A 22,583-nucleotide genomic window follows, 5' to 3' on the forward strand; every position below is an offset into this window, starting at 1 on the left:
GCACCGGCGGCCGGGCGCCGGGCTCGGGCGCCGGTGCGGTTCTGCTCGGACGCCGGTGCGGTCGGGCGCCGGTGCGGTGGGGACCGGACGCCGGTGCGAGCGGGAGGCCGGTGCGGCCGGAGCCAGGCGCCTCGGCGCCCGGGCCCTCGAGATCCGGCTCCCGTCGGGCTCCGACACCCGTCGGGAGCCGGCCCCGACTCAGGCTCCGGCCTCCTGTCGGCCCCGGCTCCCGGTCGGCCCCGCCCCGGCTTCCGGCGCTCAGGCCAGGCCGAGGCGCTCGGCCGCGGTGGCCGCGTCGACCGGGACGGTGACCGGCTGCGGAGCGCCGGCGACGGCCCAGTCGGGGTCCTTCAGACCGTTGCCGGTGACGGTGCACACGATGCGCTGGCCCGGGTCCACCTTGCCCTGCTCGGCGGCCTTGAGCAGACCGGCCACGGAGGCGGCGGAGGCGGGCTCCACGAAGACACCCTCCTGCGCGGCCAACAGGCGGTAGGCGCGCAGGATCTCACGGTCCGTCACCTCGTCGATGGCACCGCCGGACTCGTCCCGGGCGGCCAGCGCGTAACTCCAGGACGCCGGGTTGCCGATGCGGATGGCGGTGGCGATGGTCGACGGGTCCTTGACGACCTCGCCCCGCACGATCGGGGCGCTGCCGGAGGCCTGGAAGCCCCACATACGGGGGGTCCCGCGGGAGACGCCGTCGGCGGCGTACTCCTTGTAACCCTTCCAGTAGGCCGTGATGTTGCCCGCGTTGCCGACCGGCAGGACGTGGATGTCGGGCGCGTCGCCGAGCATGTCCACGATCTCGAAGGCGGCCGTCTTCTGACCCTCGATGCGCACCGGGTTGACCGAATTCACCAGCGCCACGGGGTAGTTGTCGCTCAGCGCGCGCGCCAGGGTGAGGCAGTCGTCGAAGTTGCCGTCGACCTGGAGGATCTTCGCGCCGTGCACGAGGGCCTGGCCCATCTTGCCGAGGGCGATCTTGCCCTGCGGCACGAGCACGGCGGAGACCATCCCGGCCCGCACGGCGTACGCGGCGGCGGAGGCGGACGTGTTGCCCGTGGAGGCGCAGATGACGGCCTTCGCCCCCTCCTCCTTGGCCTTGCTGATGGCCATGGTCATACCGCGGTCCTTGAAGGACCCGGTGGGGTTGGCCCCCTCCACCTTCAGGTGGACCTCGCAGCCCGTGCGCTCGGAGAGCACCTGCGCGGGCACGAGGGGCGTGCCGCCCTCACGGAGCGTCACGACCGGCGTGGTGTCGGATACCGGCAGCCTGTCCCGGTACTCCTCGATGATTCCGCGCCACTGGTGGGTCATTGCTGGTTACTCTCCTTCAACCCGCATGATGCTGGCGACACCCCGCACGGTGTCGAGCTTGCGCAGTGCCTCGACGGTCCCGGAGAGGGAGGCGTCGAAGGCCCGGTGGGTGACGACGACGAGGGAGGCCTCGCCGCCCTCCCGTCGCCCGCCGCCACCCTGTTCGATGGCGACTGCGTCGGCGCTGCTTGGATTCCTGCCCTGCTGCCGAACGGTGTCGATCGACACGCCGTGCTCGGCGAAGACGGTGGCGACCTGGGCGAGCACGCCCGGTTTGTCGGCCACGTCGAGGCTGATGTGGTACCGGGTGGCGACCTCGCCCATCGGGGAGACGGTCAGGTCGGCGTACGCCGACTCACCCGGCCCGGTGGCGCCGTTCAGCCGGTTGCGGCAGACGGCGACCAGGTCACCGAGCACGGCCGAGGCGGTGGGCGAACCGCCGGCGCCCGGGCCGTAGAACATCAGCTGCCCAGCGGCGTCGCTCTCCACGAAGACGGCGTTGTACGCGCCGCGCACCGAGGCGAGCGGGTGGCTGAGCGGGATCATCGCGGGGTGCACGCGCGCGGTGACGGCCGTGCCGTCCGCGGAGCGCTCGCAGATGGCGAGCAGCTTGATGGTGCAGCCCATCTCCTTGGCGGAGCGGAAGTCGGCGGCCGTGACCTCGGTCATGCCCTCGCGGTGGACGTCGTCGAGGCGTACGCGCGTGTGGAAGGCGATCCCGGCCAGGATGGCGGCCTTGGCGGCGGCGTCGAAGCCCTCGACGTCCGCGGTCGGGTCGGCCTCGGCGTACCCCAGCGCGGTGGCCTCGTCCAGGGCCTCCTGGTAACCGGCGCCGGTCGAGTCCATCTTGTCGAGGATGAAGTTGGTGGTGCCGTTGACGATGCCGAGCACACGGTTGACCTTGTCACCGGCGAGCGATTCGCGCAGCGGCCGGATCAGCGGGATGGCGCCGGCGACGGCGGCCTCGTAGTAGAGGTCGCGGCCGTGCGTCTCGGCGGCGGCGTGCAGGGCGGCCCCGTCCTGGGCGAGCAGGGCCTTGTTGGCGGAGACGACGGAGGCGCCGTGCTCGAAGGCGGTGGTGATGAGGGACCGGGCGGGCTCGATCCCGCCGATGACCTCGACCACGACGTCGATGTCGCCGCGTTTGACGAGGGCGGTGGCGTCGGTGGTGACGAGGGAGGGGTCGATGCCCTCACGCACCTTGGCGGGCCGCCGTACGGCCACGCCCGCGAGCTCCACGGGCGCCCCGATCCTGGCGGCGAGGTCGTCGGCGTGCGTCGTCATGATGCGCGCCACCTCTGAGCCGACCACTCCACAGCCCAGCAGCGCCACCTTCAGCGGACGCGTACGCATCATCCGACCTCGTTTCCTCTCACCGTCTACGGTTGGACCAGTCTCACTCACCGGACGGGAGTTTCTACCCTTCGTCCGGATCGTGAGACATCTATTTCATTTGTACGGGACCGGGAGACCGCAGATCTTCCGGCCCCTTCTCCGGGGCGGCCGGCCGGATCACCCGACGTCGAGACGCAGGAGGTCCTCCTCCGTCTCCCGGCGGACGATCACCCGCGCCTCGCCGTCCCGCACGGCGACGACGGGCGGCCGCAGCACGTGGTTGTAGTTGCTGGCCATGGACCGGCAGTACGCGCCCGTGGCCGGTACGGCGATCAGGTCGCCCGGCGCCAGGTCCGAGGGCAGGAAGGCGTCCTTGACCACGATGTCCCCGCTCTCGCAGTGCTTGCCGACCACCCGGGCGAGCATCGGCTCGGCGTCGGACGCGCGGGACACGAGGGCGACGCTGTACTCGGCGTCGTACAGCGCGGTGCGGATGTTGTCCGACATGCCGCCGTCGACGGAGACGTACGTGCGCAGCCCGTCGAGCGCCTTGACCGTGCCGACCTCGTACAGCGTGAAGGCGGTGGGGCCGACGATGGCGCGCCCGGGCTCGACGGAGATCCGGGGCGTGCGCAGCCGGGCGGCCTCGCACTCCCGCGTGACGATCTCGGTGAGCGCCTTGGCGATCTCGTGCGGCTCGCGGGGATCGTCGTCACTGGTGTAGGCGATCCCGAGCCCGCCCCCCAGGTCGATCTCCGGCAGCTCGACCCCGTGCTCGTCCCTGATGTCCTTCAGCAGCCCGACGACCCGGTGGGCGGCGACCTCGAAGCCCGACATGTCGAAGATCTGCGACCCGATGTGGGAGTGGATCCCGATCAGTTCCAGCCCGTCGAGCTGAAGGGCCCGTCGCACGGCCTCGGCGGCCTGCCCGCCGGCCAGCGGGATCCCGAACTTCTGGTCCTCGTGGGCGGTGGCGATGAACTCGTGGGTGTGCGCCTCCACGCCCACGGTGATCCGGATCTGGACGCGCTGGCGGGTGCCCAGCTCCTGGGCGATGTGGGCGACCCGCACGATCTCCTGGAAGGAGTCGAGCACGATCCGCCCCACACCGGCCTCGACGGCCCGGGTGATCTCCGCGACGGACTTGTTGTTGCCGTGGAAGGCGATGCGCTCGGCGGGCATCCCGGCGGACAGCGCGGTGGCCAGCTCGCCCCCGGAGCAGACGTCCAGGTTGAGGCCCTCCTCGTTCAGCCACCGCACGACGGCTCGGGAGAGGAAGGCCTTACCGGCGTAGAAGACGTCGGCGTCCGGCCCGAACGCGGTGCGCCAGGCACGCGCGCGGGACCGGAAGTCGGCCTCGTCGAGGACGTAGGCGGGGGTGCCGAACTCCTCGGCGAGCCGGCTGACCGGAATCCCGCCGACGGCGACCACGCCGTCGTCGCCGCGCGTGACGGTCTGGGCCCACACCTTCTGGTCCAGGACGTTGAGGTCGGCGGGCGGCGCGGAGTAGTGCCCCTCGGGCAGGACGTCGGCGTGGCGGGGCCCGGCGGGATGGGCGGAACGGCTCATGACGTGACTCTCAGACTCTCTGTCTCTCTTGGGAGCGCATCCGGACGCGCGCCTCAGAGGTGTTCGGGTGCGTCGATGCCGAGCAGGGACAGGCCACCGGCCAGCACCGTCCCGGCAGCTTCGGCGAGGGCCAGCCGGGCGCGGTGGGCGGCCGAGGGTTTCTCCTCGCCGACGGGAAGCACGCAGGGCAGCAGGGGCAGCACGGCATCGGCGACGGTGACGAGATGCCGGGCAAGCCGGTCCGGGGCACGACGGGTGGCGGCCACGGCGAGGACGCGGGGGTGGGCGGCCAGCGGGGTGAGCAGAGGGGTGGGGACGCCTTCGGCGACGAGGGGGTTGCTTGCGCGGGGGCCGAGCGGGACGGGGTCGGCGAGGGTGGGGGGCGCGGGAGGGGCCAAGGGGCCGGCGCCGGTGTTCGCGGGGTGGGTCAGCGGGGCGGCGTCGGCGTGTGCGAGGGTCCCGAGGAGGCTGCGGCCACCGGCGTCGGCGGAGGTGCCGAAGTAGTCGACGGCAGCCTGGGCGGAAACCCCCGGAGGGCGAGCGGCACCCGGTGCACGGATGCCGGACGGCCCGGCACCGCAACGGTCGCCGAGTCCGACCGGGCCGGGCTCGGCAAAGAAGCCGAGGCGGGCGGCGTTACGGCTGAGGGCACGGATGCGGGCGTGGGCGTACCGCACGCGGAACAGCGGATTGCTCTCCCGCTGGATCAGGTGATCGGCGGTGATCCGGGGCCGGTCGTGCGGGGCGGGGTGAAGGAGGGCCCACCGGGCGGCGTCGGGGCCGAGCGGGGCGGGGTCCTCCGGCGCGGGAACGGGCCGAAGGTTGACGGGCTCGCCGTGCTCGACGGTGGCGCGTCCGCCCTGGGTGGCGACAAGCCGTACGACGGCGTCGGCGACGACCTCGGCCCGCACCTCGTACGGCACGCGGAGCGCGACGACCTGTCCGGCGAGGGCGTCCCCGTAGCCGTACCGGGTGCCCTTCTCGCGGATCTCCCGGACCAGCCCGGCGACGGGATCGACCTCTTCGGCGAGGCTGATGTTGAGGAACCCGGGCCCGGTGACGACGACGTCCCGGACGCCCTCGGCCTCGGCGAGGCGGGTACGCAGGATCTCGGCGACCCGCAGCGCCGGCTGCCCGGCCGGCCGGGCGAGCTGGAGCGCGATGGTGGTGGCGAAGTCCCCGCACCCCCCGGGTCCCGGCTCGGTCACCACGGCCCGCTCGGGCACGGTCACACTCAGCTCCCCGTCATCGACAGCACGACGCACCGCGCGCAGCACGGTGCGGGAGAGCTCGACGGGGGTCACGGGACAAGCGTAGGGGAGGAGGGGGGTGGGCAGGCGAGCCGGTTATCCCTACCCGACCCCACCGACCTCGGAGAGCCCACCCCCCAGCAAGCCACGCCCGTCGAGCACCCCGGAACCCTCGCCGGACCCGGAGGGCGGGGTGACTGGGTGAGCGGGAACACCTCGGTGAACGTAGGAGGCTGCGCGAGGGGAGGGGGCGGGGGGAGGGGGTGCGGGGGCTTGGTGGGAGGGGGTGCCGGGAGGGGGTGCGGCTGTTTGAGGGGAGGGGGTGTCGGAGGGGGGTGCGGCTGGCTGGGGGGAGGGGGTGCCGGGAGGGGGTACGGCTGCCTGAGGGGAGGGGATGCCGGGAGGGGGTACGGCTGCCTGAGGGGAGGGGATGCCGGTAATGGAAGCGGAAGCAGTTCCCTGGGCGGACGGGGCGTCGGGAACGGAGGGGGCTTCCTGGGCGGAGGGGATGCCGGAAGCGGATGCAGATGGCTGAGCGGAGGGGGTGCTGGGAACGGAAGCGGAAGCAGTTGGCTGGGCGGAGGGGGCGTCGGGAACGGAAGCGGCTTCATGAGCAGGAGAGCCCCCATCACGATCGACCTCTCCTTCACCACCCCCTCCCTGCTCTCCGCCCCCGGGACGTCCGCCACCGGCGCCTCCCCCACCGGGACCTGCACCCCCGCGATGTCCCCCGGAAGGCCCAGGCGTCCCGGGCAGTCGAGGCAGCCTGGACCCCCCAAAGCCCTCATGGCTCTCCTGGCCCTCCTGGCCCTCATGACTTTGATGCCCCCCAGGCCCGATCCGCCGCTCCATGAGCTGCTTCACGAGCCGTACCAGCTCGGCGGGCTCGAAGGGCTTGGCGAGGAAGGCGTCCACGCCGACGTCGAGGCCGGTCTCGACCTCGTACTGCGAACACGCACTGATGATGGCGAGGGGCAGGTGATGCGTACGGGGATCGGCCCGGAGGCGGGCGGCGGTGCGGAGGCCGTCGAGACGGGGCATGACGACATCGAGCGTCACGACGTCGGGCCGCACCTCGTGCACCACGTCCAGACACTCGGCACCATCGGCCGCGGTCACGACCTCTAGCCCTTCCAGTTCGAGGTTGACCCTGATCAGCTGCCGGATGACCTTGTTGTCGTCCACAACAAGCACCCGACCCGAAGCGCCTGGCACACGTCGAGAGTAGGTCGGGACCGGCCACCGCGTCCGGGTTTTCCCCACTTCCACCCCGTACAGGGGACCCGCCGACCCCGACCCGGGGAAACGGGTTCCTGATCACCCCGCCGGACCTGCTAATGTTCTACCCGTCGCCGCAAGCGAGAGCTCAGCGCCCGACACGCCCCCGTAGCTCAGGGGATAGAGCAACGGCCTCCGGAGCCGTGTGCGCAGGTTCGAATCCTGCCGGGGGCACTTCGCCTCAACCAGCACGATGATGCGGTTGACCAGCGCAGATGCCAAGCATGAAGAGCGGGAACCAGTCTCACTGGATCCCGCTCTTTGTCGTTACTGCGCACTGATCGCGATAGACCTGCGATAGAGACGGTCGACCGCCGACGACCCGCGGACCCGCGCTGACCGGTGTGCACTGACGCGACCTCTCCCCCAAAACCCAGGGCGCGACGGACAGACAGAGGGCTAGCCTCGCCCCAGTCCAAGCCCTGAGCAAGGAGGATGAAGACAGATGCGGGCCCGCAGTACGTGGCAGCGATTTTCTTTTAGTACGAAAGCAGCCATCGATCAGGCGCTGTATGCGAGCGGAATGCCGGAGGAAACCCTCGCCTTGTACTCGCGCTGGTGGCAGCTGGAGACTTATCTACGGTCTCTTCTTTACGTAGAACTCCGATCATTTCACGGCGTCGAATGGGTGAACCATATCGGCCAGAGCGCGACAACTAGACAGCAAAGAGACGAGTCTCTTAAATATATGGCTACCGCGGACTGGGAAGACCCGTTGAGCTACCTGGATGTCGGAAAGCTCTTCCCGCTGCTTGAGGCTAACTGGCCCCTGGTGGAACCGTCGCTGATGAACAAGGAAATCCTTATGGCTCGCACCTCAGAGCTACTGGCGATACGCCACCGCCTAGGGCATCTGCGTCGCCCCCACAGCGATGACCTCAACCGCCTTGAGCAAACGCTGCGAGATCTAGAAAAGGGGGCGTTCTCCGCTTACGCATCATACAATCGAGAGTTCTACCCAGACCCTAATCTTGCTGATCCTGTTGTCGCGGCGTGGGTCCGTGAAGAACACGAAACAGCCCAGAGGCTCATCCAGCACGCCGACCGCCAGTACGACGTTCTGTTCCGCCTCTCGTACACGGTTCGTCCTTACGCTACTGCGCCCACGGCAGGGGATCCAATCAGTGGTCAAACCGGCCTTTTGTGGAAAGCAACCTATCACCTACGCACCCGAGAGACGCGCCCATCCTCGCTGTGGCGAGACAGCTATCTGAACCGCAATGCCAGACAGCTACTGCTCCACATGCTTCTCGACGGCGGCTCGGTGGCGTTCACCTTCCCCGCCGTCGATGACAGCAAGCGAGTGTCGGATGCCATCGGGGAAGCCTTTGACGCGGTACTCCTGAACCTTCGCCCCAGACGTGAAAGGAGTGAGCGCGAACTCTCCGAGACTCCGATGCGTAGCATTCAGCTCGACCCGCGCATCGAAATGAATTCCGGATGGACCATTGTCGATGACACGACGGTACCTATCACCATCTTTGGAGCTTGATAGTGGGGCGTCTAGGGCAAGACGCCCCACCTGTCAGAAATCAGGGTGACCAGTCAAGTTCCTTTTCGATTTTCTGGTTCATCAATTCCTCCTGACCGTAGATGCACCCTTCGTAAACGCGGTGGATGACCTCAGGTGAGTTACCCACTCTCCGAGCAACCTCGGTCACAGGCACGCCGGCGTTCAGCCATGTCGTGATACAGGTGTGTCTCAGGTCGTACGGACGTCCCCCGAGGATGGACGCTTGGAGCTCCGGCGGGAGCGCGTACTCACGAGCATCCCGCCAGACCCGCCAGTACGTGCTGCTGCCCACCAGACCGCCCCGCTCGTTCGTGAAGAGCCGTCCGTCTTTAGAGGTCGTTTTAATTGGTCAGGTCCGCTGCCATTGCCCCAACAGGCGGGCCTGCTCGTTCTTCAGCGAGGAGAAGCCCTGGCGCGCGTAGGCCGCGAGCTCCTCGCTGGGGAACGACACCAGCGACAGGTGCTGGTCGTGGTGTCCCCGCGCCCATCGGGCGGCTGTGATCTCATAGCCAGACACATGCGCACACAGGTGGAGTAGAAGCGGCGGCATCTCTGGTTCACTCAACAGGTCCGCGTGTTTGATGACCAGGTCGCGCATGGCCTGGATATTCGGAAGAAAGACGGTAGTGACCCACAGCCGCCACTCGGTGAGCTCTTCAGGAGTGGGCGGGGGCTCATGAGCGAACGGCGACTTTCCGCCAGGGCGAGCGTGACGTTCCACGAACGCGCTGAACGTGCGGCTGTTTGCTTCCGTGAGGGCGAACAGGGGCCCATAGAAGTCGCTGAGCTGGCGATTTACGCGAGCAAGACGTTCCTGACGCTGCGACAAACGCAAGCCGTTGAGGTAGGTGACGACATAGCCGACGAACGCCAGCCCGATGGTGACGACCACTGCGATCATGAGGGGCGATGCTAGCGAGCAGTGCGCTCCCTGGTCAGACGGCCGTAGCAGATACGCATTGCCGCGATGCCCGCGAAGGCCAGGAAGTGATCGGCCTTGCGTTCGTAGCGGCAGTGGATTCTGCGGACGCCGCCGAGCCAGCTCACCGTCCGTTCGACGGTCCAGCGGTGTCGGCCGAGCCTGGCCGAGGAGTCGACGCCCTTGCGGGCAATCCGAGGCGTGATGCTGCGGCTGCGGAGCCATTGACGCAGGTAGTCGTAGTCGTATCCCTTGTCGGCATGGAGCTCGGCGGGACGGCGCCGTCGGGGGCCACGACGGGAGCGGATTGGCGGTATGCCCCGCACCAGCGGTTCAAGTCCCAGGCTGTCGTGAGTGTTTGCCGCGGAGATCCCGATCGAGAGAGGCAAACCGGATCTGAGGTGCCCAAAGACCCCGCCACCAGCGGAAACGCTGAGGCCGGGGTCTTCGCATATGTGCAGGCGTGTGCGGCCCGGAGCGGGCGTATGCCGGGGTCTGTGGACGAGGCGTGGACGGGATCTTGGGGCATCGCCGCAGGTGAGGCCCGCAAGAACGACGACCGACCTTGACCCTCGACCCTTTGCAAGGCCAAGCCTGATCGCCACAGCCGCTCCTGCCGCACCGTCTGCCCAGCCCAGCTGATATCGGAACGGGGTGGTCGTGCGTCCGAACACGCCGTGCGGGCCCAGAGGCCCTGGAGAAGCGCGAACCGGCCCCCAATCCAATCGGGCGGCCGGTCCCAGACTCACGCCATCGGCTGGTGCACCAGCCTGAGGCGTCGGCTATCGATAGAAGACGGCCACGCCCCCGTGGTGCGAGCAGGCCCCCTGATGATGAGCGGCGTACGAGTACGTACCGTCGTTGCACAGGGCCGTCGCACCGCCACCCGCAGAGCTGGAGCCACCCGACGAGCTGGACCCGCCGCTGGACGACGATCCGCCAGACGTCGAACTGCCGCCCGTTCCCGACCCCGCGGCAGCGGCGTGCGCGGTGACGGTCACCTTCACCTTGACCTTGACCGTCTTCGTCACTGTCGGCGCGGGCTTCGGCTTCGCGGTCTCCGTAGCCGTGGCTGTCGCGGTGACCGTGGCCGTCGGCCGCGCCTTGTCGTTAGCCACCGTCTTCGCCGCGTTCGACTTCTGACCGTCGGCGCCAGCGCCCAGACCGATGATGAACGCGAGGCCCAGCGCGGGCAGTACGAAACGCTTACGGGCCCACTTGGGTGCGGGACGGGCGGCCGGCGGTCCGGGCGGAGGCGGAAACGGCGGCGGTTGAGGCTGGTAGTAGCTCACAGGTCCCCCCTGTTGAAGTACGTGAGGGGCGAAACTACCTACGCCGGTGCATCCGATGTAAGGAATCAGTGAAGACAGTCACCCAGTTGTGACCTGGCAACTCCCACTGCCTCCGCCGGCCACCATCCCCGCACGCTCGAGCCACCACCCGCCGCTCGATCAACTTTGGCCGGGCAACAACCGGGGAAGTGGTCACGAGAGGCGACGCTCACAGACAAGCGTTCATCCACCGTGGGATCCGACCATTAGGCGAGCCGTAGCGTCATACACGACGCAAGAGCAGCCTCCTCAACAACCAACGAGGCCCCTGGACAGGATGTCAGGGGCCCCGGACACGGTCAGGTGACCGTCACTCGTACTCGCGGAGCAGATCCTCGATACGCCGGTTGGCAACGTCCTGGCGTCCGTCGAGGCACTTCGCGTAGTGGGTCAGCAGGACCTCAACGCTGTTGCCGGCGCGCTCGGCAACCTCTCGATAGGGTTCGACGCCGTCACTGACGCCTACAACACCTCGCACCGCACGGCGGTCGCCGACGCCGGCGCCGCCGCGCCTGACCGGTTGGATCGTCCCCCCGTGTGACCTACTTGGGGCGCGGGCCGTATGCCGAATGGTTTGGCGTGCCTTGAGCTCCGTCGCTACAACCGGCCATCCATACGACCGAGTCAACGTCATCGGGCAGCATCGCACCGCACTCAGCATCGGAGTCCTTTGGCCACGACGCACACGCGTTTGAGTATGCCGCGACATCTTTCGGATCGATTCCCTTGCCGCAATCCGGGTCCGGGTCTGGGGCGGTATCGATGGTTTCGCCCTGTGCGTACCCATCCCAGTAGGTGTCTTGCGGCGACGAAGCGCTGCACGCGACAGCACCGAGCAGCGCCGCCAACGCCCCCGCAGATAGAAGGCCAGCTCGCTTCATGCGCCCCCCAAGGCTCATATAGAGGGCAGATCGTACCGATGAGGGGAGACAATGCCCATACACCCCGGCTTGGTCGAACCCTCGCCGAGCGCCCCAGCGACGTTGTACAGCTACGCCCGACTACGCCTGTTGAACCTCACCGCCCGCCACCGGAGCCGTGTTGCTAGTCCACTTAACGCATGCACCTATCGGCGGGTACGGGTGCTTAGCGCTAGCCGCAAGGATTCCAGGGAGAGACAACCGGTGTCCCAGCAGAGCAACCGTTGGAATAGGCCGTGAGCCAGTCGTCCTCATCTGTATCGAGCCGAGTGGCCGCTGGTGACTCGGTAGGAATGACGGGGTTTGCAGAGGGCAGCAGGGGCGCGGTCGTCCAGTGATCAAGGTAGCCATGTGATTCGCCACAGACATTCCATGGCGGTTCAAGGACCGTGCCGTCCTTGCAAACGGCCGTAGAGCCGTGGGTCGACTCGGGATCCTCAGGACCGACGGCGATGGTGTAGGCAATGCTGGTGACCAACACGACGGCGAAAAGCACCAGGCCGGCGACCTTCAACCCCACGATGACCCTGACGACTGTCTCCATGGCTCATCTTCCCGTCCAGCGGGTGCCGGCGTCATGAGATCGGCGGTGATGGGTTCCAGGTACGTCAGTCGATGCGCGCTCAGAGTTGAAGGGTGGACGTGGGAGCATCGTGGGTGCATAGCTCAAGAGACCTCGGCCGCGCTCCCCGGGCGCATGCGTTATACCTGCGACACAGCCTGCGTCGCTACCACCACCTAATCTGCCATGCCGCAGGTCAAACGGTTGTCAGGTGTGATCGGCACAATCACTCCGGAACCCGTGTGCGCAGGTTCGAATGTTGCCGGGGGCACCCAGCTGAGGCACCCAAAGAGCCCGTCACCAGCGGAAACGCTGAGGCCGGAGCCTTCGCGTATGTGCAGGCGTGTGCCGCCCGGAGTGGGTGTATGTCGAGGTCTGTGGACGATGCGGGGACGGAATTTTGGAGTATCGCCGCAGGTGGGACATGGAAACGTCAGGCCGCAGGGGCTACCGACGGCCGCCCCGGAGGACTGTCGGCACCACACTGCGGCCACCAACTCAAGCTTGAGCCCACGCCTGACGGTGGCGAGCAACGCTGTACACCTGCTCCACCTGGTCAGTCGTGAGAACGCCTGAGAGCGGAGCGAGTGCCGACACATGGCGCTCCTGGTACACCCGGACATCGAGCTGCGTCGCAACCACCTTCAGCTCGGTGACACCCGCGAAAACGAGCACCGGCTCCACCGGTACCGGGAAGTCGCAATAGCGTTCAAGCACTCGGGCGACCCGCTTGGCCTCCGCCCGGCTCTTACGCGCGTAGGGCGCCGGTTTCCCGTGATCGACTTTCACGGAATCGTCCCCGACCCATACGGCCCTCTTGTCGTGATGCTTCGTATTGATACTGAACACTCCACCAGGCCCGATCAATAAGTGATCGATATCCACTTTGTTAGCCAACGGAACAGAGTGCAGGACGCGCCAGCCGTGGCGCCGCAAGCGGTTCAACTCGGCTCCCACTCGCCGCTCCCCCGCCAATCCCTTTCGCCAGGAGTCCCATTCCGATGGCCGCCGCAGAAGCCGTGAGACGACTCGCTCCATCAGCCCCGGGCCGGATTCGGCGAGCAGATCGCGCAACGCCCGCCCGGGAGGGTTGACGGCCAGATCGTCGGCCGGCGTCAGAGGCGGCAGCATCGGACGTACCTGAACCTGCGGCGCCCTGTCTGGCAGGACCGGCTTGGTGAGGTTCTGTAAGCGCTTCGTGAGCACGGTGATCACGTCGTCACGACACTCGGCCCGCAAAACCGTGACGTTCCCCGTCATGACGTCCGCCCAACCCACCGCAGTGCCATCAGGCAGGTTGGCGTACAGACGATCATGCCCGTACCGCCTCCAGCGCGTGACGTGCAGTTCCATCAGGCCCCCTGTGCTCCTGCGTTGACGTTGCAGATATGCCAGCAGCAAGCGAGACGAGGCCACAAGACCGCAGGACACGCAGCTCGACTCAGCTCGCCCTTTCCGAACGAGGCATCGGCGCAGGTAAGGCCAAAACGAGGGAGGCCGCAGGCGACATGCCTGAGGCCTCCGTGTCATGCAGGTTGTCTCACTCGTACTCGCGGAGCAGGTCCTCGATACGCCGGTTGGCAACGCCCTGCCGTCCGTCCAGGCACTTCGCGTAACGAGTCAGTAGGACCTCAACGCTGTTGCCGGCGCGTTCGGCAACCTCGGTGGGATCCACTCCCGCATTGAGCCACGTCGACAGCGCCGAGTGCCGAAGGTCGTACGGCCTGCTCGCCAGCGGCGAGGCCGCGACAGCCGGCGGAAGCGCCAGGAGACGAGCCTCCTGCCACACGCGGTAGTAGGTCGAGGACGGGACGACCGAACCCTTCTCGCTGAAGAAGAGCCGCCCGTCATCCGCTGTGCCGAACGTGGCCAGGTGCTCGCGCAGCACTGCGACGAGCTGGGGCGGGATGGGTACACGCCGAACGTCCTCAGCCGGTCGGTTCTTGAGCCCGCGGTCGTCGTGGGTCTCTCCCGAGTCCGTCCACTGCTTGCCCACCGAAGGACGGGTTCGGTGGAGCAGTGCCGATCCCCAGCCTTGCTCAGGGAGGACAAGGTCAGTCTCGACCAGGCCGACCGCCTCAGCGGGCCGGAGGCCGCCGAAGTACATCGCCGCAAACAACCCGACGAGACGCCGGCCGCGAGCACGCCGGTATCCACCCACGTAGGACACTGCCGCCAGGAGATTGCGTGCCTGCTCAGGGTTGGCCACAACGCGCGGATCGACCTGGTTCGAAACCTTGGGCTTATGCCAGCGAACCGCCGTGATCGGATTCTCCCGCAGCTCCCCCAGGTCGACCGCGTCGCAGCGTTGACGAGGGTCCGCCGCTTCCGCCGCACGGTCTCGGCAGCTGCCGCGGTGCCGTCAAGCTTGAGCTTCAGCCCGTCGAGCACCGCGCGAGCCGTTGCCGGTTCAGCGAGGTCCGCGAGCGGTCGAGAAGCCTTCGCTACCCAGTGCAGGACGTTCCGGACATTGTCCGGGACTTCCCGCATGTCGGGACCTGGCAGCACGAAGGCCCAGTTACGTAAGGCCTTGCGGATCTCCTCGTCGGACGGTCGCCCTGCGCGCTCCGCGAGCAGTTCCATGGTCACGCTGGTCAGAGATTCGCTGATGCCGTCTCGCGCATTGGGAGCCTCGTGCGGCCACTTCATTGCGAGATACCTGAGGGCGAAGTCGTACCAGGACAACGGCGACTTCTTCTCTTCCATCGAAGCCGGAAGACCAGTCTCCGTGTCGAACTCTTCGCCGCACCGCATGGCACTCATGAGCTTCGCGCGGTAGTGATCGGCGAGCGCAACGGGGTAGGCCCACGCCTTCCATCCGATCTGTCCCGCGGCGGCGGCGAGGTCGTGGAGGTGCGCGAAGGACAGGGCCCCTGCAATGACGGCTTGGACCAGGACCGCGTCCGCGCGGAGAGCGGGGCGAGCCATCAGGACGACTCGTCTCGAGGTGTGTATCGCCCCGAGCCTCTTCGGGCATCCAGCGTACAAGGCGCTACAGGGAGGCCGACTACACCTTCCGGCGGATGCCGTACTGGACCGAGACGTGATCCGGGAGCACCACAGCATCACAACCTCAACTTGGTAACGACGCTACAGCTTCGGCCCACCAGCCCTTTCGATGGCGGGAGCAGGCGGCGGAACGGCGGGGCCTGACTCCTGGCCGCAACGCGTGAACCTGAAAGCAAGGCGCCACCAAGTCCTGCACAACCCCACGAAACAGGAGCCCATGTGAGGCGGCGTGTAGTTCTCCGATCCGGAGCACAGTGCAGCCACGACAAGGTGGCGTGGCGACCAAGCGGGCTCGGGCCGGGCTGAGAACACGGAGCGGAAGACAGTGTTCAAGGTTTTCGTGGTGTTTGATCCTTGAGGGCTTTAATGGACTCGGAGACGAGGCTGCCCACGCGGCGTTGGATGGCCGCTTCGTCCAGGGAGGTGAAGGAGGTGTACGGCAGCAGGCGGCGCAGGCGCTTAGCGGTGTCCCTGACGATCTCACGCCGGGATACGCCGGCCCCGTGAAGGCCGGGTGTGGTTAGTTCGCGGGCCAGCGCACGGGCCAACGGTGGAGTCCCGCCAATGGCCCGGCGCTCGAATATCTGGTTGAGGTCGGATTCGGTGAGGTTGTCGAGCAAGCCGTAGTCCGTGGTGCCGTTACGGGTGACGGCGAGGGCATGGGCCTGCCACCACAGGCGGGCGAGGGTGTGGCGGACCAGACCGGTGCCGATCCAGCGTTTGGGAGCACGAGTCCCGAATCGCCAGGCCACGACGTCGGGGACGAGGCAGGTGGCGAGGTGGGTCCACATGTCGGGTTGACCAGCCTCGGCAGGGGTGATGTCCATGGTGGCGTGCAGGGCCTTGGCGGCTGCACGGTCAAAAAGGACCTTGTTCCGGTCGTCGGGAAGATGGGGGTAGCCGGCGCGCCGTGCGCAGTCCCGCAGGACATGCGCCAGATGTTCGAGGTGGCCGACGTCGACGGGGTGGCCGCCGGTAGTGCCGTAGAAGGCACCGGGCGACACACCGGCCCGCTTTTCGAGGTCCTGCAGGGACAGGGCGTCGTACTCCTCCAGGAGCGCGGTGGCCTCGGCGGAAGTGATTCGCGGATACAGCAGGGTCATGACGTTTCCCGTCGGGTGCGTCGCAGCGCGCCTTGAAGTGCGGTGGCGAAAACGGAGGGGTCGGCGTCCCGGCGCGCGGCAACGGCCTCCAGAGACTCGCCTTCGAAGAGGTTGGAGACCAGAATGATCAGGCTTTCGGCCAGGCTTCCGGGCTCTTCGCTGGCATCGAGCAGCGCGTCACGCCAGGCTGGGCGCAGGCAGGCCTCAACCAGTTGGCGTGCGACGTCGTCGTACATCTCCTCGATGAGGCGACGCTGCAAGGGCGTGGGGGTTGCTGCCCGAGTGGCAGCAGTGACCAGTTCCGTGTCGGACTGGTTCAGGTACAGCCGCACGCCACCTGCAACCGGTACGGACGGGTCGTCCGGGATGTCGATGGCCCATCGAGCGTCCTCGTCGAAGCCGCGCAGCTTGAAGTCGATCACTGAGGTCGGGAAGCGTGACGCGACGCCCTCCAGGTGAACCTCGGCCGTCTCCTCCCACAGAATTTCCCCGGCGTGGCGGGGACTGAAGCGTCTCGCTCGATCGGGGTCGGCAACGTCGTCGGCAAGCACCAGACGGGTTTTGAGGACGAGGGTTCCCCCGAGGTTCGCACCGGCCAGCTTGGCCGTGACGGTCAGTTCATCCGGCTCGATCACTATGTGGCGGAAGGCAGTTCCCGCGAGATGCGCAGCTGAGGAATGCCAGTCGACGACCACCAGGAGCGGCGTGCCAGCCGGCAGTCGGCAAGCGGCCAAAACCTCGGGGTAATGGACCGTCACTCGACGGTGCAGCGCGAGGTCGGCTTGGGGATCCCAGTCCGGCAGCAGCTCCGGCAGCTCTCGGGTGCCCCCGTCATCGTCGAGTTGCCAGGGGCTGGTCACCAGCACCTCGGCGGCCGGCCGGACGAAGGGCATGATGTCGCGGATCATCAGGACGCCTCCACCTGGGCGTACTGCGCGCTGATGCGAATACGGGTAGCGGCTCCATCGACGGGGTTCACCACTACGCGCCAGTCGCGCGGGTCTTCGGCCGTAAGGGTGAGGTCGGCACCGGGGCGTGCCTCGGCTGAGTCGAGGGTTTCAAAGCGCACCACGTGCGGGCTGGCCGCACCAGCGGGCGGGTCCGTCTCGGAGCCGTTGTCCAAGGCCACGGACGCGGTCGCTGTGATACGGATCGGGCGCGAGGTGGATGCGGCGGTGATGTCAGTGACGACGAAGAACTCTTGGTCGATCTCGACGAGCCTGGGCGGGATGAGGGTGCGCACCAGCTCGTCCGCGCCTCGACCTGCTGGCCGGCCGCTCGGTCTGGGCGGTCGCTGCCCGGCGCCGGATCCAGTGCCGGTGGGCATCAGAGAGGCGAAGCGGTTGGACAAAGCGCCCAGCGGAGGCTGGGTGCCGGCGGCTGCGGCCCGCTCGGGTTCGGCCCAGGCGTACTCCCGCATCCGGTTGTCGATTGTGCGCAGCGCCGAGCGCACCAGCTTCCTGGCGGTCGCGTCCTCCATGTTCTTGGGTACCCAGGCGTCGTGGGTGGGCGGTTCCGCGGCTGCGAAGGCATCGTCCACGTCGACGTGGGTACGGAAGACCGCGCCGTAGGACACGTCGGAATCGGGCAGCTGTGGTCCGGGGCGGTATTGCACCACCAAGCCGGCTTGCCGCATCAGGGCGCAGTGGTGCATCGGTCCGTCGGTGGGGGCGGCGATGTCCGTCCAGTGCGGACGCACCGGAGTCATGAAGGCCTCGACGGTGAAGCGACCGAGATCGACAGCAGGTGTTCTGCTGCGCACGGGCGCTCCGTCGGTGAGCGTGCTGTGGAAGGCGCGGACGAACGGCTGCAGTCTGGCTACGCGATCGGCATCGGGCAGAGGCAGATCTTGTCCGTCGACGCTGACCCGACAACGCATCCGGATCGGGCTTTGGGGAGTGTCGATCATGATGGGCCACAGTTCCCACAGCATGGTGGAGCCTATGAACCGGGCAGCCTCTTGCATCGTGCGGGGCTGTTCAGGGCCGTCTGCTTCCGGGGCCGCGCTGGAGCCCAGTCGGGCACCCACTATGACGATATCGGTGCCCAACTCGTCGGCTGCGCGCGCCGGCATCCCCAGGGCATGGGCAACGGCGTCGGCCTCATCGTCTAGCAGTGGGTCAGGGATGCCATCGGGCGCAATACAGCCCCACCAGTGGCGTCCGGTGTAGCACCGCTCCTGGTGGTCGAAGCTGTCTCCCAGGGCGACGGCAATCAGACGAGTCTGGACGCGGTCCTGCCATCGGCATCGGGTGCGCACCAGGATGGTGCCAGCCGCGCTGGTGGTGAAGAGCACACCTTTGCCGAATCCGTAGGTGCCCCCACTGTGTTCGCGGCGACTGGTGCGGCCGATGTCACGGACCAGGCCAACGAAATCGGCACTGCCGTGGTAGACCCGATCGCCGCGCAGGGGGCCGCCCAGGCCGCCCGTACCGCGGTCGCTGATGGTCAGCAGCACCGTGGCGGGATCGTTCAGCACGGTGGCCAGACGCAGCGACGTGTCGTCGCCGAACGTAGGCAGAAGCAAGTTCTTCCACGGCTGCAGACCGGACGGGCCCGGATTGGCAAGCGCAACGTCGAAGCCGACCTCAAGGGTGCCCAGGCGTGCGTCCCAGGTGTTCTGTGCGGCTTCTCGCACCAAGACCTGCAGCGGATCGAGGTCGGGTCGACCGAGCTGTTTGCGGATGCCCTCACCGGGCGAGGCGCCCTCCGGCGCGGACGGTTGAGCCCACCACTTTGCATCGCTCACGAGGCCGACCGTCCTTGCAGCTGTGCCACGACTTCCTTGTGGCCGAGGGCATCGGGCAGCTGATCGGCCACATCCAGGCTGTAGCGGACGGCTTCGATGCTGGTGGGCAGCGTGCCGCGCAGACTGGCGTGTGTCAGGGCGGGGAAGTCGGCGTCGACCGTGAGCCCGAGCAACTGCGGGCGTCCGTAGCGTGCGGTGGCGTACAGCTCCGCGTCTGCCGCGCTGTATCCGGCCTTGGCCAACTGTTCGATCACGCCGCGCGAGTCTTCGGCGGCGTTCACCACCCTCTCGGCGAGTTCAGGCAGGGACGTGCCCGATGTGTCCTCAACCAAACGGACCAGGATCAGCGTCAGGCACCCACCGGGCGGGGGTGCCAGCTGGTCCAGGCCATGTATCTCCACCATAGATCTGCTCGCGCCCAGCGTCTTGACCTCCCAACTTCTGTCCGCCAGACAGAAATCGTGAGGCCGGCGGTCCGGACCCGTCCATATGTGAGTAGGCCGCAGAAACGCGTTCCCATGAAGGAGATGCTCCAGCACGGTCAGCTCTCCGAAGAGACCGCGCTGCTCGGAGACCGTAAGCCGTCCACCGCGGCCCGCGAACATCTCACGCCAGGCTTCCAGGACCCGTCGACAGGTTTCCGATGGATCTCCGCCGTCCTCGGCCAAGCGCTCCACGATCTCGCTGACCACGTCGTCGAACAGATCACCGAGATCGGCACGGTGGCACACCAGATCCGCATAGTGCTGTGTTCGACCCTCAAGGACAATGGCGCCCTTCTTGAGGCGCACATGTGCCGACCGCAGGTCCTCGCGGACGTTGTCGTTGCGAACAGGCAGCAGCAGATGGCGATCTCCGCGCGCGTCGAGTCCTATCTGCACCTCGCCTGCCTTTAGGGCAAGACCGATCGGTGCCATGGTCATGTGCTCGCCGACCGTCCGCTGCGCCGCCAGAATGGACCACGTCACGCGCAGCTCGCGCCGCCAGTCCGTGCCCGCTGTGCTCATGCGTCGTCCGCCTCGTCGTTGAGGGCGTTGGCCACGTCGTCGTACTCCGCAGGGTCGATCGCCTGGTGATCGATGCCCACCTGCACGTACCGGTTGGCCACCTTGTCCTTGGAGTTGCCGGGAAAGACGAAGGCGGCGCCGATGACATGCTCGACCGCTTCCAACGGACGACGCGTGTCCCGGTTGGCGTCGTCGGGCGGGGAGTCCTTGGCGATCGGGTAGAGCAGCAGCAGCCCTTGGTCCTGGAAGTCCGGGTGTTCGTTGCGCAACGCCACCAAGCCCTCCTCGGATTTACGACGCGCCTCGGCCGCAGGCACGTCCATGTCGACAACCCGGTGTTCCTTGGTCATCAGTGTCTTGATGTCGGCCTTCTCACCACCGCTGTCGTTCAACTTGGACCGGTTGATCGTGCCGACCCGCACCTGGTCATCGAACTCCACCAGGTGCCGGGCGTCCGGGATGGGTCCGCCCATGACAGCGACGGTCCAGCTGAGCAGGCTCTGCGGCGAACGCCGATTCTCCTTCTCGATGTACGCGCGGATCAGCCTGGGCTCCAGATCAGGCGAGTCCTCGTGCACCTGGTAGTTGTCGACGAAGCGCAGAACGTGACGCACGTCGACATCGCGCAGCAGCACCTCGCCGGTGCCTCGATCCTGCAGACTCGCACCGTCACGCAGGGCATCGGCGACCAGTTTGCGGGCTGCTTCCAGATTGTCGGCCAGCCAATCCTGGTCGTTTTCACGGAAGTAGCGGGTCTGCACGCGTCGGCCGCCGTAGGAGGTGTACGCCGTCCTGGCACGTCCCATCTTCGCGGTCACGTTGAGCACTGGGTGCGTACGGATACGCACCCCCACTTCGCTGGGCGGAATGTTCTCCTCCTCATAACGCCTGATGTCCAGGCGGATTTCGTGCTCGACCGTCGCCAAGTGTCTGAAGTATTCCTTGAGCTGTTTCGTCATCCAGATACGAGGCAGATCCTCATAGCCCGGGCGGAACCCGAACCAGCGGCCCATCTGCAGCAGAGTGTCGTAGGTACGGGCCGATCGGACGAAGAAGCTGACCACCAGCCCCTCGAGTGTCAGACCTCGCGAAAGAGTGTTGCCGCCCACGGCGATGGCCACCACCGTGTCCCCGGAGTAGTCCAACCGGTCCCGGCTGCGATGGTTGTCGAGCACCACATCGGTCTGTGCCACGATGTGCGCAAGGTGCTCAAGCAGGTCGTCGAAGGGAATGAAACGGTTGCCGAACTGTGCGGCAGGGACTTTGCGGCTCTCTTCCTCCCACTGCCACCGCAACTGCTTCAGTACCTCTTCGTCGCACGTCTCCAGAGCGTCGACCATGGATCGCTGCATCTGCAACAGCGGTGCACGGTAAGCCTCGTGCACGACCGTCTGCATGCTGGGGTGCACGAGCATGGTGGAATGCTCGTAGTCGCCGCGGCATCGGCGTGCCGCGGTCGCCATCCAGAAATACCGGACCGCCGCAGTCAGCTCCTTCGTCAGAGTCGGTGCAAAGTCGGGCGTGTCGGCCCTGCGACTGGGACGCAGCAGGTTGACCGTCTTGTCAGGGACGATCCGGACCATGTCGTGGCCGTCGAGATCGCTGCCGGTCGCCTCGCCCTCCACCGCTTCCCGCCCGAAAATCTTTTCAGCCCCGAAGTAACCGTCGGGCTGGGGCAGGCTGAGGATGAACGTCTCGGGATACAGGTCCTCGGCTGACGGGTCGATGAGCACATTGGCGAACGGCGTGGCGGTGTAGCCCAGGTAGGTGCGCTTGTCGAACAGGTTGATCAACTGGCGGATTAGCGGGTTGATGGTTGCTGTGTCCACGCTCGCTTGGTCGGCCTCGTCGTCGATGATGAGCACCGGCAGATCGACGAAGCTTCCGGCTTGGCCCGCCGGCCTCAGCCAATCGATCAGCCGCTGCAGCCGCAGGTGGTTCTTCTTCACCACACACAGGGTCACCCCGGTGCCACTCTGGTGCAGATATGCGGCCGCTTTGGTGGTCTGTTCCTCGAAGTCGGAGTCCACGGACGTCAGGGTGAACCACCCGTCGTCCTTGCGAGCCAGCAACTGCTCGGCCAAGCGCTCCTGGGTTTGGCGGCGCAGACCGTTGTGGATGCCGGAGAGGACGATGATCAGTCGGTACCCGATGTCGGCGGCCTTGGCGATCACCGCTGTGTAGTTGGTGGTCTTGCCGGACTGCACGTGCCCGACGACCAAACCCTTCGTCAGGAACGTCGCGTGGGACGGATCGTTAGTGAAGGCGATGATCTTCGACGAAGCCTCGTTAAGTACTCCCAAGCGATCCTTGGGCCATCCCTCCTGCTGGTTCAGGAAGTCGGCATACGGCACCCAGTAGGGGTCGTCGGCCAAAGGACCTGGGTACCAGGGCTTCATCCCCGGCGCGGCGAGAATCTTGGGAGGATAGCCGACTCTGACGGACTCGGCACGCTTCTGGTACTCCCGGACGTAATTGTCGATTTCGTCCTGGTCGAACCGCTTTTGAAACTTGAGGACCGTTTGTTCCAGACCGTTGCGCTGCGCCTGAGCTGCAAAGACGTCAAAGAAGTCATCCACGAAGCCGACTGTAGAACACCCCACTGACACTCGCGCATCCCTTGCGACGCCACTCGCTCGCGGCTTCCTGACCGCGTTCCGGCATCCACTGCCTCCTGGCCGCAGGTTCGCCCCGGACCGCGTCCTGACTGCCGGCACAGCC

16 protein-coding genes, 1 tRNA gene and 6 pseudogenes are annotated in these 22,583 nt (G+C 67.1%); 4 read left to right on the forward strand and 19 right to left on the reverse strand.

The genetic code is table 11. The features are described from left to right. Positions 1–258 precede the first annotated feature (258 nt). The 5 genes and pseudogenes from thrC to AB0946_RS04890 all read right to left on the reverse strand — a co-directional run. Positions 259–1,317 (reverse strand): threonine synthase, encoded by a 1,059-nt coding sequence (gene thrC, locus AB0946_RS04870; RefSeq protein ID WP_366759207.1) that lies wholly within the window; start codon positions 1,315–1,317, stop codon positions 259–261. A gap of 6 nt (positions 1,318–1,323) precedes the next feature. Next, positions 1,324–2,673 (reverse strand): homoserine dehydrogenase, encoded by a 1,350-nt coding sequence (locus AB0946_RS04875; protein WP_366759208.1) that lies wholly within the window; start codon positions 2,671–2,673, stop codon positions 1,324–1,326. A gap of 156 nt (positions 2,674–2,829) precedes the next feature. Further along, on the reverse strand, positions 2,830–4,221 hold the full coding sequence (gene lysA, locus AB0946_RS04880; protein WP_366759209.1) for a diaminopimelate decarboxylase: 1,392 nt from the start codon (positions 4,219–4,221) through the stop codon (positions 2,830–2,832). A gap of 53 nt (positions 4,222–4,274) precedes the next feature. Continuing rightward, on the reverse strand, positions 4,275–5,525 hold the full coding sequence (gene nrtL, locus AB0946_RS04885; RefSeq protein WP_366759210.1) for an ArgS-related anticodon-binding protein NrtL: 1,251 nt from the start codon (positions 5,523–5,525) through the stop codon (positions 4,275–4,277). A gap of 789 nt (positions 5,526–6,314) precedes the next feature. Continuing rightward, positions 6,315–6,686 (reverse strand): annotated as a pseudogene (locus AB0946_RS04890) (response regulator); the annotation flags it as partial. 165 nt (positions 6,687–6,851) lie between these two features. Here AB0946_RS04890 and AB0946_RS04895 point away from each other — a divergent pair. Continuing rightward, positions 6,852–6,923 (forward strand) — tRNA-Arg (locus AB0946_RS04895). A gap of 271 nt (positions 6,924–7,194) precedes the next feature. After that, on the forward strand, positions 7,195–8,241 hold the full coding sequence (locus AB0946_RS04900) for a hypothetical protein (RefSeq protein ID WP_366759211.1): 1,047 nt from the start codon (positions 7,195–7,197) through the stop codon (positions 8,239–8,241). A gap of 40 nt (positions 8,242–8,281) precedes the next feature. On the opposite strand, the pseudogene AB0946_RS04905 reads toward AB0946_RS04900, so the two are convergent. The 4 genes and pseudogenes from AB0946_RS04905 to AB0946_RS04920 all read right to left on the reverse strand — a co-directional run. Next, a pseudogene (locus tag AB0946_RS04905) lies at positions 8,282–8,599 on the reverse strand (site-specific integrase); the annotation flags it as partial. Between the two features lie 12 nt (positions 8,600–8,611). Beyond that, a complete protein-coding gene (locus tag AB0946_RS04910; RefSeq protein ID WP_366759212.1) occupies positions 8,612–9,163 on the reverse strand; it encodes a hypothetical protein in 552 nt (183 codons plus the stop codon). Positions 9,164–9,174: 11 nt separating this feature from the next. After that, a pseudogene (locus AB0946_RS04915) lies at positions 9,175–9,576 on the reverse strand (IS5 family transposase); the annotation flags it as partial. 387 nt (positions 9,577–9,963) lie between these two features. Beyond that, entirely contained in the window at positions 9,964–10,050 is an 87-nt protein-coding gene (locus AB0946_RS04920) for a DUF3761 domain-containing protein (RefSeq protein ID WP_225075656.1), read from the reverse strand. Here AB0946_RS04920 and AB0946_RS04925 point away from each other — a divergent pair. After that, positions 10,043–10,324, forward strand: coding sequence for a hypothetical protein (locus tag AB0946_RS04925; RefSeq protein WP_366759831.1), 282 nt, complete (start codon positions 10,043–10,045; stop codon positions 10,322–10,324). The two genes, AB0946_RS04920 and AB0946_RS04925, sit on opposite strands and share 8 nt — an antisense overlap. 498 nt (positions 10,325–10,822) lie before the next feature. Here AB0946_RS04925 and AB0946_RS04930 read toward each other — a convergent pair. Further along, positions 10,823–10,972 (reverse strand): annotated as a pseudogene (locus AB0946_RS04930) (site-specific integrase); the annotation flags it as partial. On the opposite strand from AB0946_RS04930, the gene AB0946_RS04935 reads away from it, so the two are divergent. Continuing rightward, positions 10,898–11,053 (forward strand): hypothetical protein, encoded by a 156-nt coding sequence (locus AB0946_RS04935; RefSeq protein WP_366759832.1) that lies wholly within the window; start codon positions 10,898–10,900, stop codon positions 11,051–11,053. The pseudogene AB0946_RS04930 and the gene AB0946_RS04935 overlap by 75 nt on opposite strands. A 551-nt stretch (positions 11,054–11,604) precedes the next feature. Here the strand turns inward: AB0946_RS04935 and AB0946_RS04940 are convergent. From AB0946_RS04940 to AB0946_RS04980, 9 genes and pseudogenes are all read right to left on the reverse strand, one after another. Further along, on the reverse strand, positions 11,605–11,976 hold the full coding sequence (locus tag AB0946_RS04940) for a hypothetical protein (protein WP_366759213.1): 372 nt from the start codon (positions 11,974–11,976) through the stop codon (positions 11,605–11,607). Between the two features lie 516 nt (positions 11,977–12,492). Next, the gene (locus AB0946_RS04945) at positions 12,493–13,347 is read right to left on the reverse strand and encodes a nuclease-related domain-containing protein (RefSeq protein ID WP_366759214.1); all 855 of its coding nucleotides are present in this window, start codon (positions 13,345–13,347) and stop codon (positions 12,493–12,495) included. Between the two features lie 187 nt (positions 13,348–13,534). Then, positions 13,535–14,787: pseudogene (locus tag AB0946_RS04950) on the reverse strand (site-specific integrase); the annotation flags it as partial. Between the two features lie 54 nt (positions 14,788–14,841). Then, positions 14,842–15,060: pseudogene (locus AB0946_RS04955) on the reverse strand (hypothetical protein); the annotation flags it as partial. Positions 15,061–15,332: 272 nt separating this feature from the next. Next, complete coding sequence (locus AB0946_RS04960; RefSeq protein WP_366759215.1) at positions 15,333–16,106, reverse strand: DUF6339 family protein; 774 nt, start codon at positions 16,104–16,106, stop codon at positions 15,333–15,335. Beyond that, complete coding sequence (locus tag AB0946_RS04965; RefSeq protein WP_366759216.1) at positions 16,103–17,014, reverse strand: hypothetical protein; 912 nt, start codon at positions 17,012–17,014, stop codon at positions 16,103–16,105. Before AB0946_RS04965 ends, AB0946_RS04960 begins: the two co-directional genes overlap by 4 nt. Continuing rightward, the gene (locus AB0946_RS04970) at positions 17,014–18,855 is read right to left on the reverse strand and encodes a hypothetical protein (protein ID WP_366759217.1); all 1,842 of its coding nucleotides are present in this window, start codon (positions 18,853–18,855) and stop codon (positions 17,014–17,016) included. The genes AB0946_RS04965 and AB0946_RS04970 overlap by 1 nt, the downstream gene beginning before the upstream one ends. Further along, positions 18,852–19,862 carry a PD-(D/E)XK motif protein gene (locus AB0946_RS04975; protein WP_366759218.1) on the reverse strand — a complete coding sequence of 337 codons (1,011 nt, stop codon included), beginning with the start codon at positions 19,860–19,862 and terminating at the stop codon, positions 18,852–18,854. The genes AB0946_RS04970 and AB0946_RS04975 overlap by 4 nt, the downstream gene beginning before the upstream one ends. Continuing rightward, positions 19,859–22,441, reverse strand: a complete 2,583-nt coding sequence (locus AB0946_RS04980; RefSeq protein WP_366759219.1) for a Z1 domain-containing protein — start codon at positions 22,439–22,441, stop codon at positions 19,859–19,861. The genes AB0946_RS04975 and AB0946_RS04980 overlap by 4 nt, the downstream gene beginning before the upstream one ends. Between the last annotated feature and the right edge of the window lie 142 nt (positions 22,442–22,583).

The organism is Streptomyces sp. NPDC046870 (genome assembly GCF_040704595.1).
In the GTDB taxonomy this organism is placed as follows: domain Bacteria; phylum Actinomycetota; class Actinomycetes; order Streptomycetales; family Streptomycetaceae; genus Streptomyces; species Streptomyces argyrophylli.

What these genes read in the sequence shown, in the direction of transcription:
- thrC (WP_366759207.1), bottom strand. Translation starts at nt 1,317, where the DNA reads ATGACCCACCAGTGGCGCGGAATCATCGAGGAGTACCGGGACAGGCTG.
- AB0946_RS04875 (WP_366759208.1), bottom strand. Translation starts at nt 2,673, where the DNA reads ATGATGCGTACGCGTCCGCTGAAGGTGGCGCTGCTGGGCTGTGGAGTG.
- lysA (WP_366759209.1), bottom strand. Translation starts at nt 4,221, where the DNA reads ATGAGCCGTTCCGCCCATCCCGCCGGGCCCCGCCACGCCGACGTCCTG.
- AB0946_RS04900 (WP_366759211.1), top strand. Translation starts at nt 7,195, where the DNA reads ATGCGGGCCCGCAGTACGTGGCAGCGATTTTCTTTTAGTACGAAAGCA.
- AB0946_RS04910 (WP_366759212.1), bottom strand. Translation starts at nt 9,163, where the DNA reads ATGATCGCAGTGGTCGTCACCATCGGGCTGGCGTTCGTCGGCTATGTC.
- AB0946_RS04940 (WP_366759213.1), bottom strand. Translation starts at nt 11,976, where the DNA reads ATGGAGACAGTCGTCAGGGTCATCGTGGGGTTGAAGGTCGCCGGCCTG.
- AB0946_RS04945 (WP_366759214.1), bottom strand. Translation starts at nt 13,347, where the DNA reads ATGGAACTGCACGTCACGCGCTGGAGGCGGTACGGGCATGATCGTCTG.
- AB0946_RS04960 (WP_366759215.1), bottom strand. Translation starts at nt 16,106, where the DNA reads ATGACCCTGCTGTATCCGCGAATCACTTCCGCCGAGGCCACCGCGCTC.
- AB0946_RS04965 (WP_366759216.1), bottom strand. Translation starts at nt 17,014, where the DNA reads ATGATCCGCGACATCATGCCCTTCGTCCGGCCGGCCGCCGAGGTGCTG.
- AB0946_RS04975 (WP_366759218.1), bottom strand. Translation starts at nt 19,862, where the DNA reads ATGAGCACAGCGGGCACGGACTGGCGGCGCGAGCTGCGCGTGACGTGG.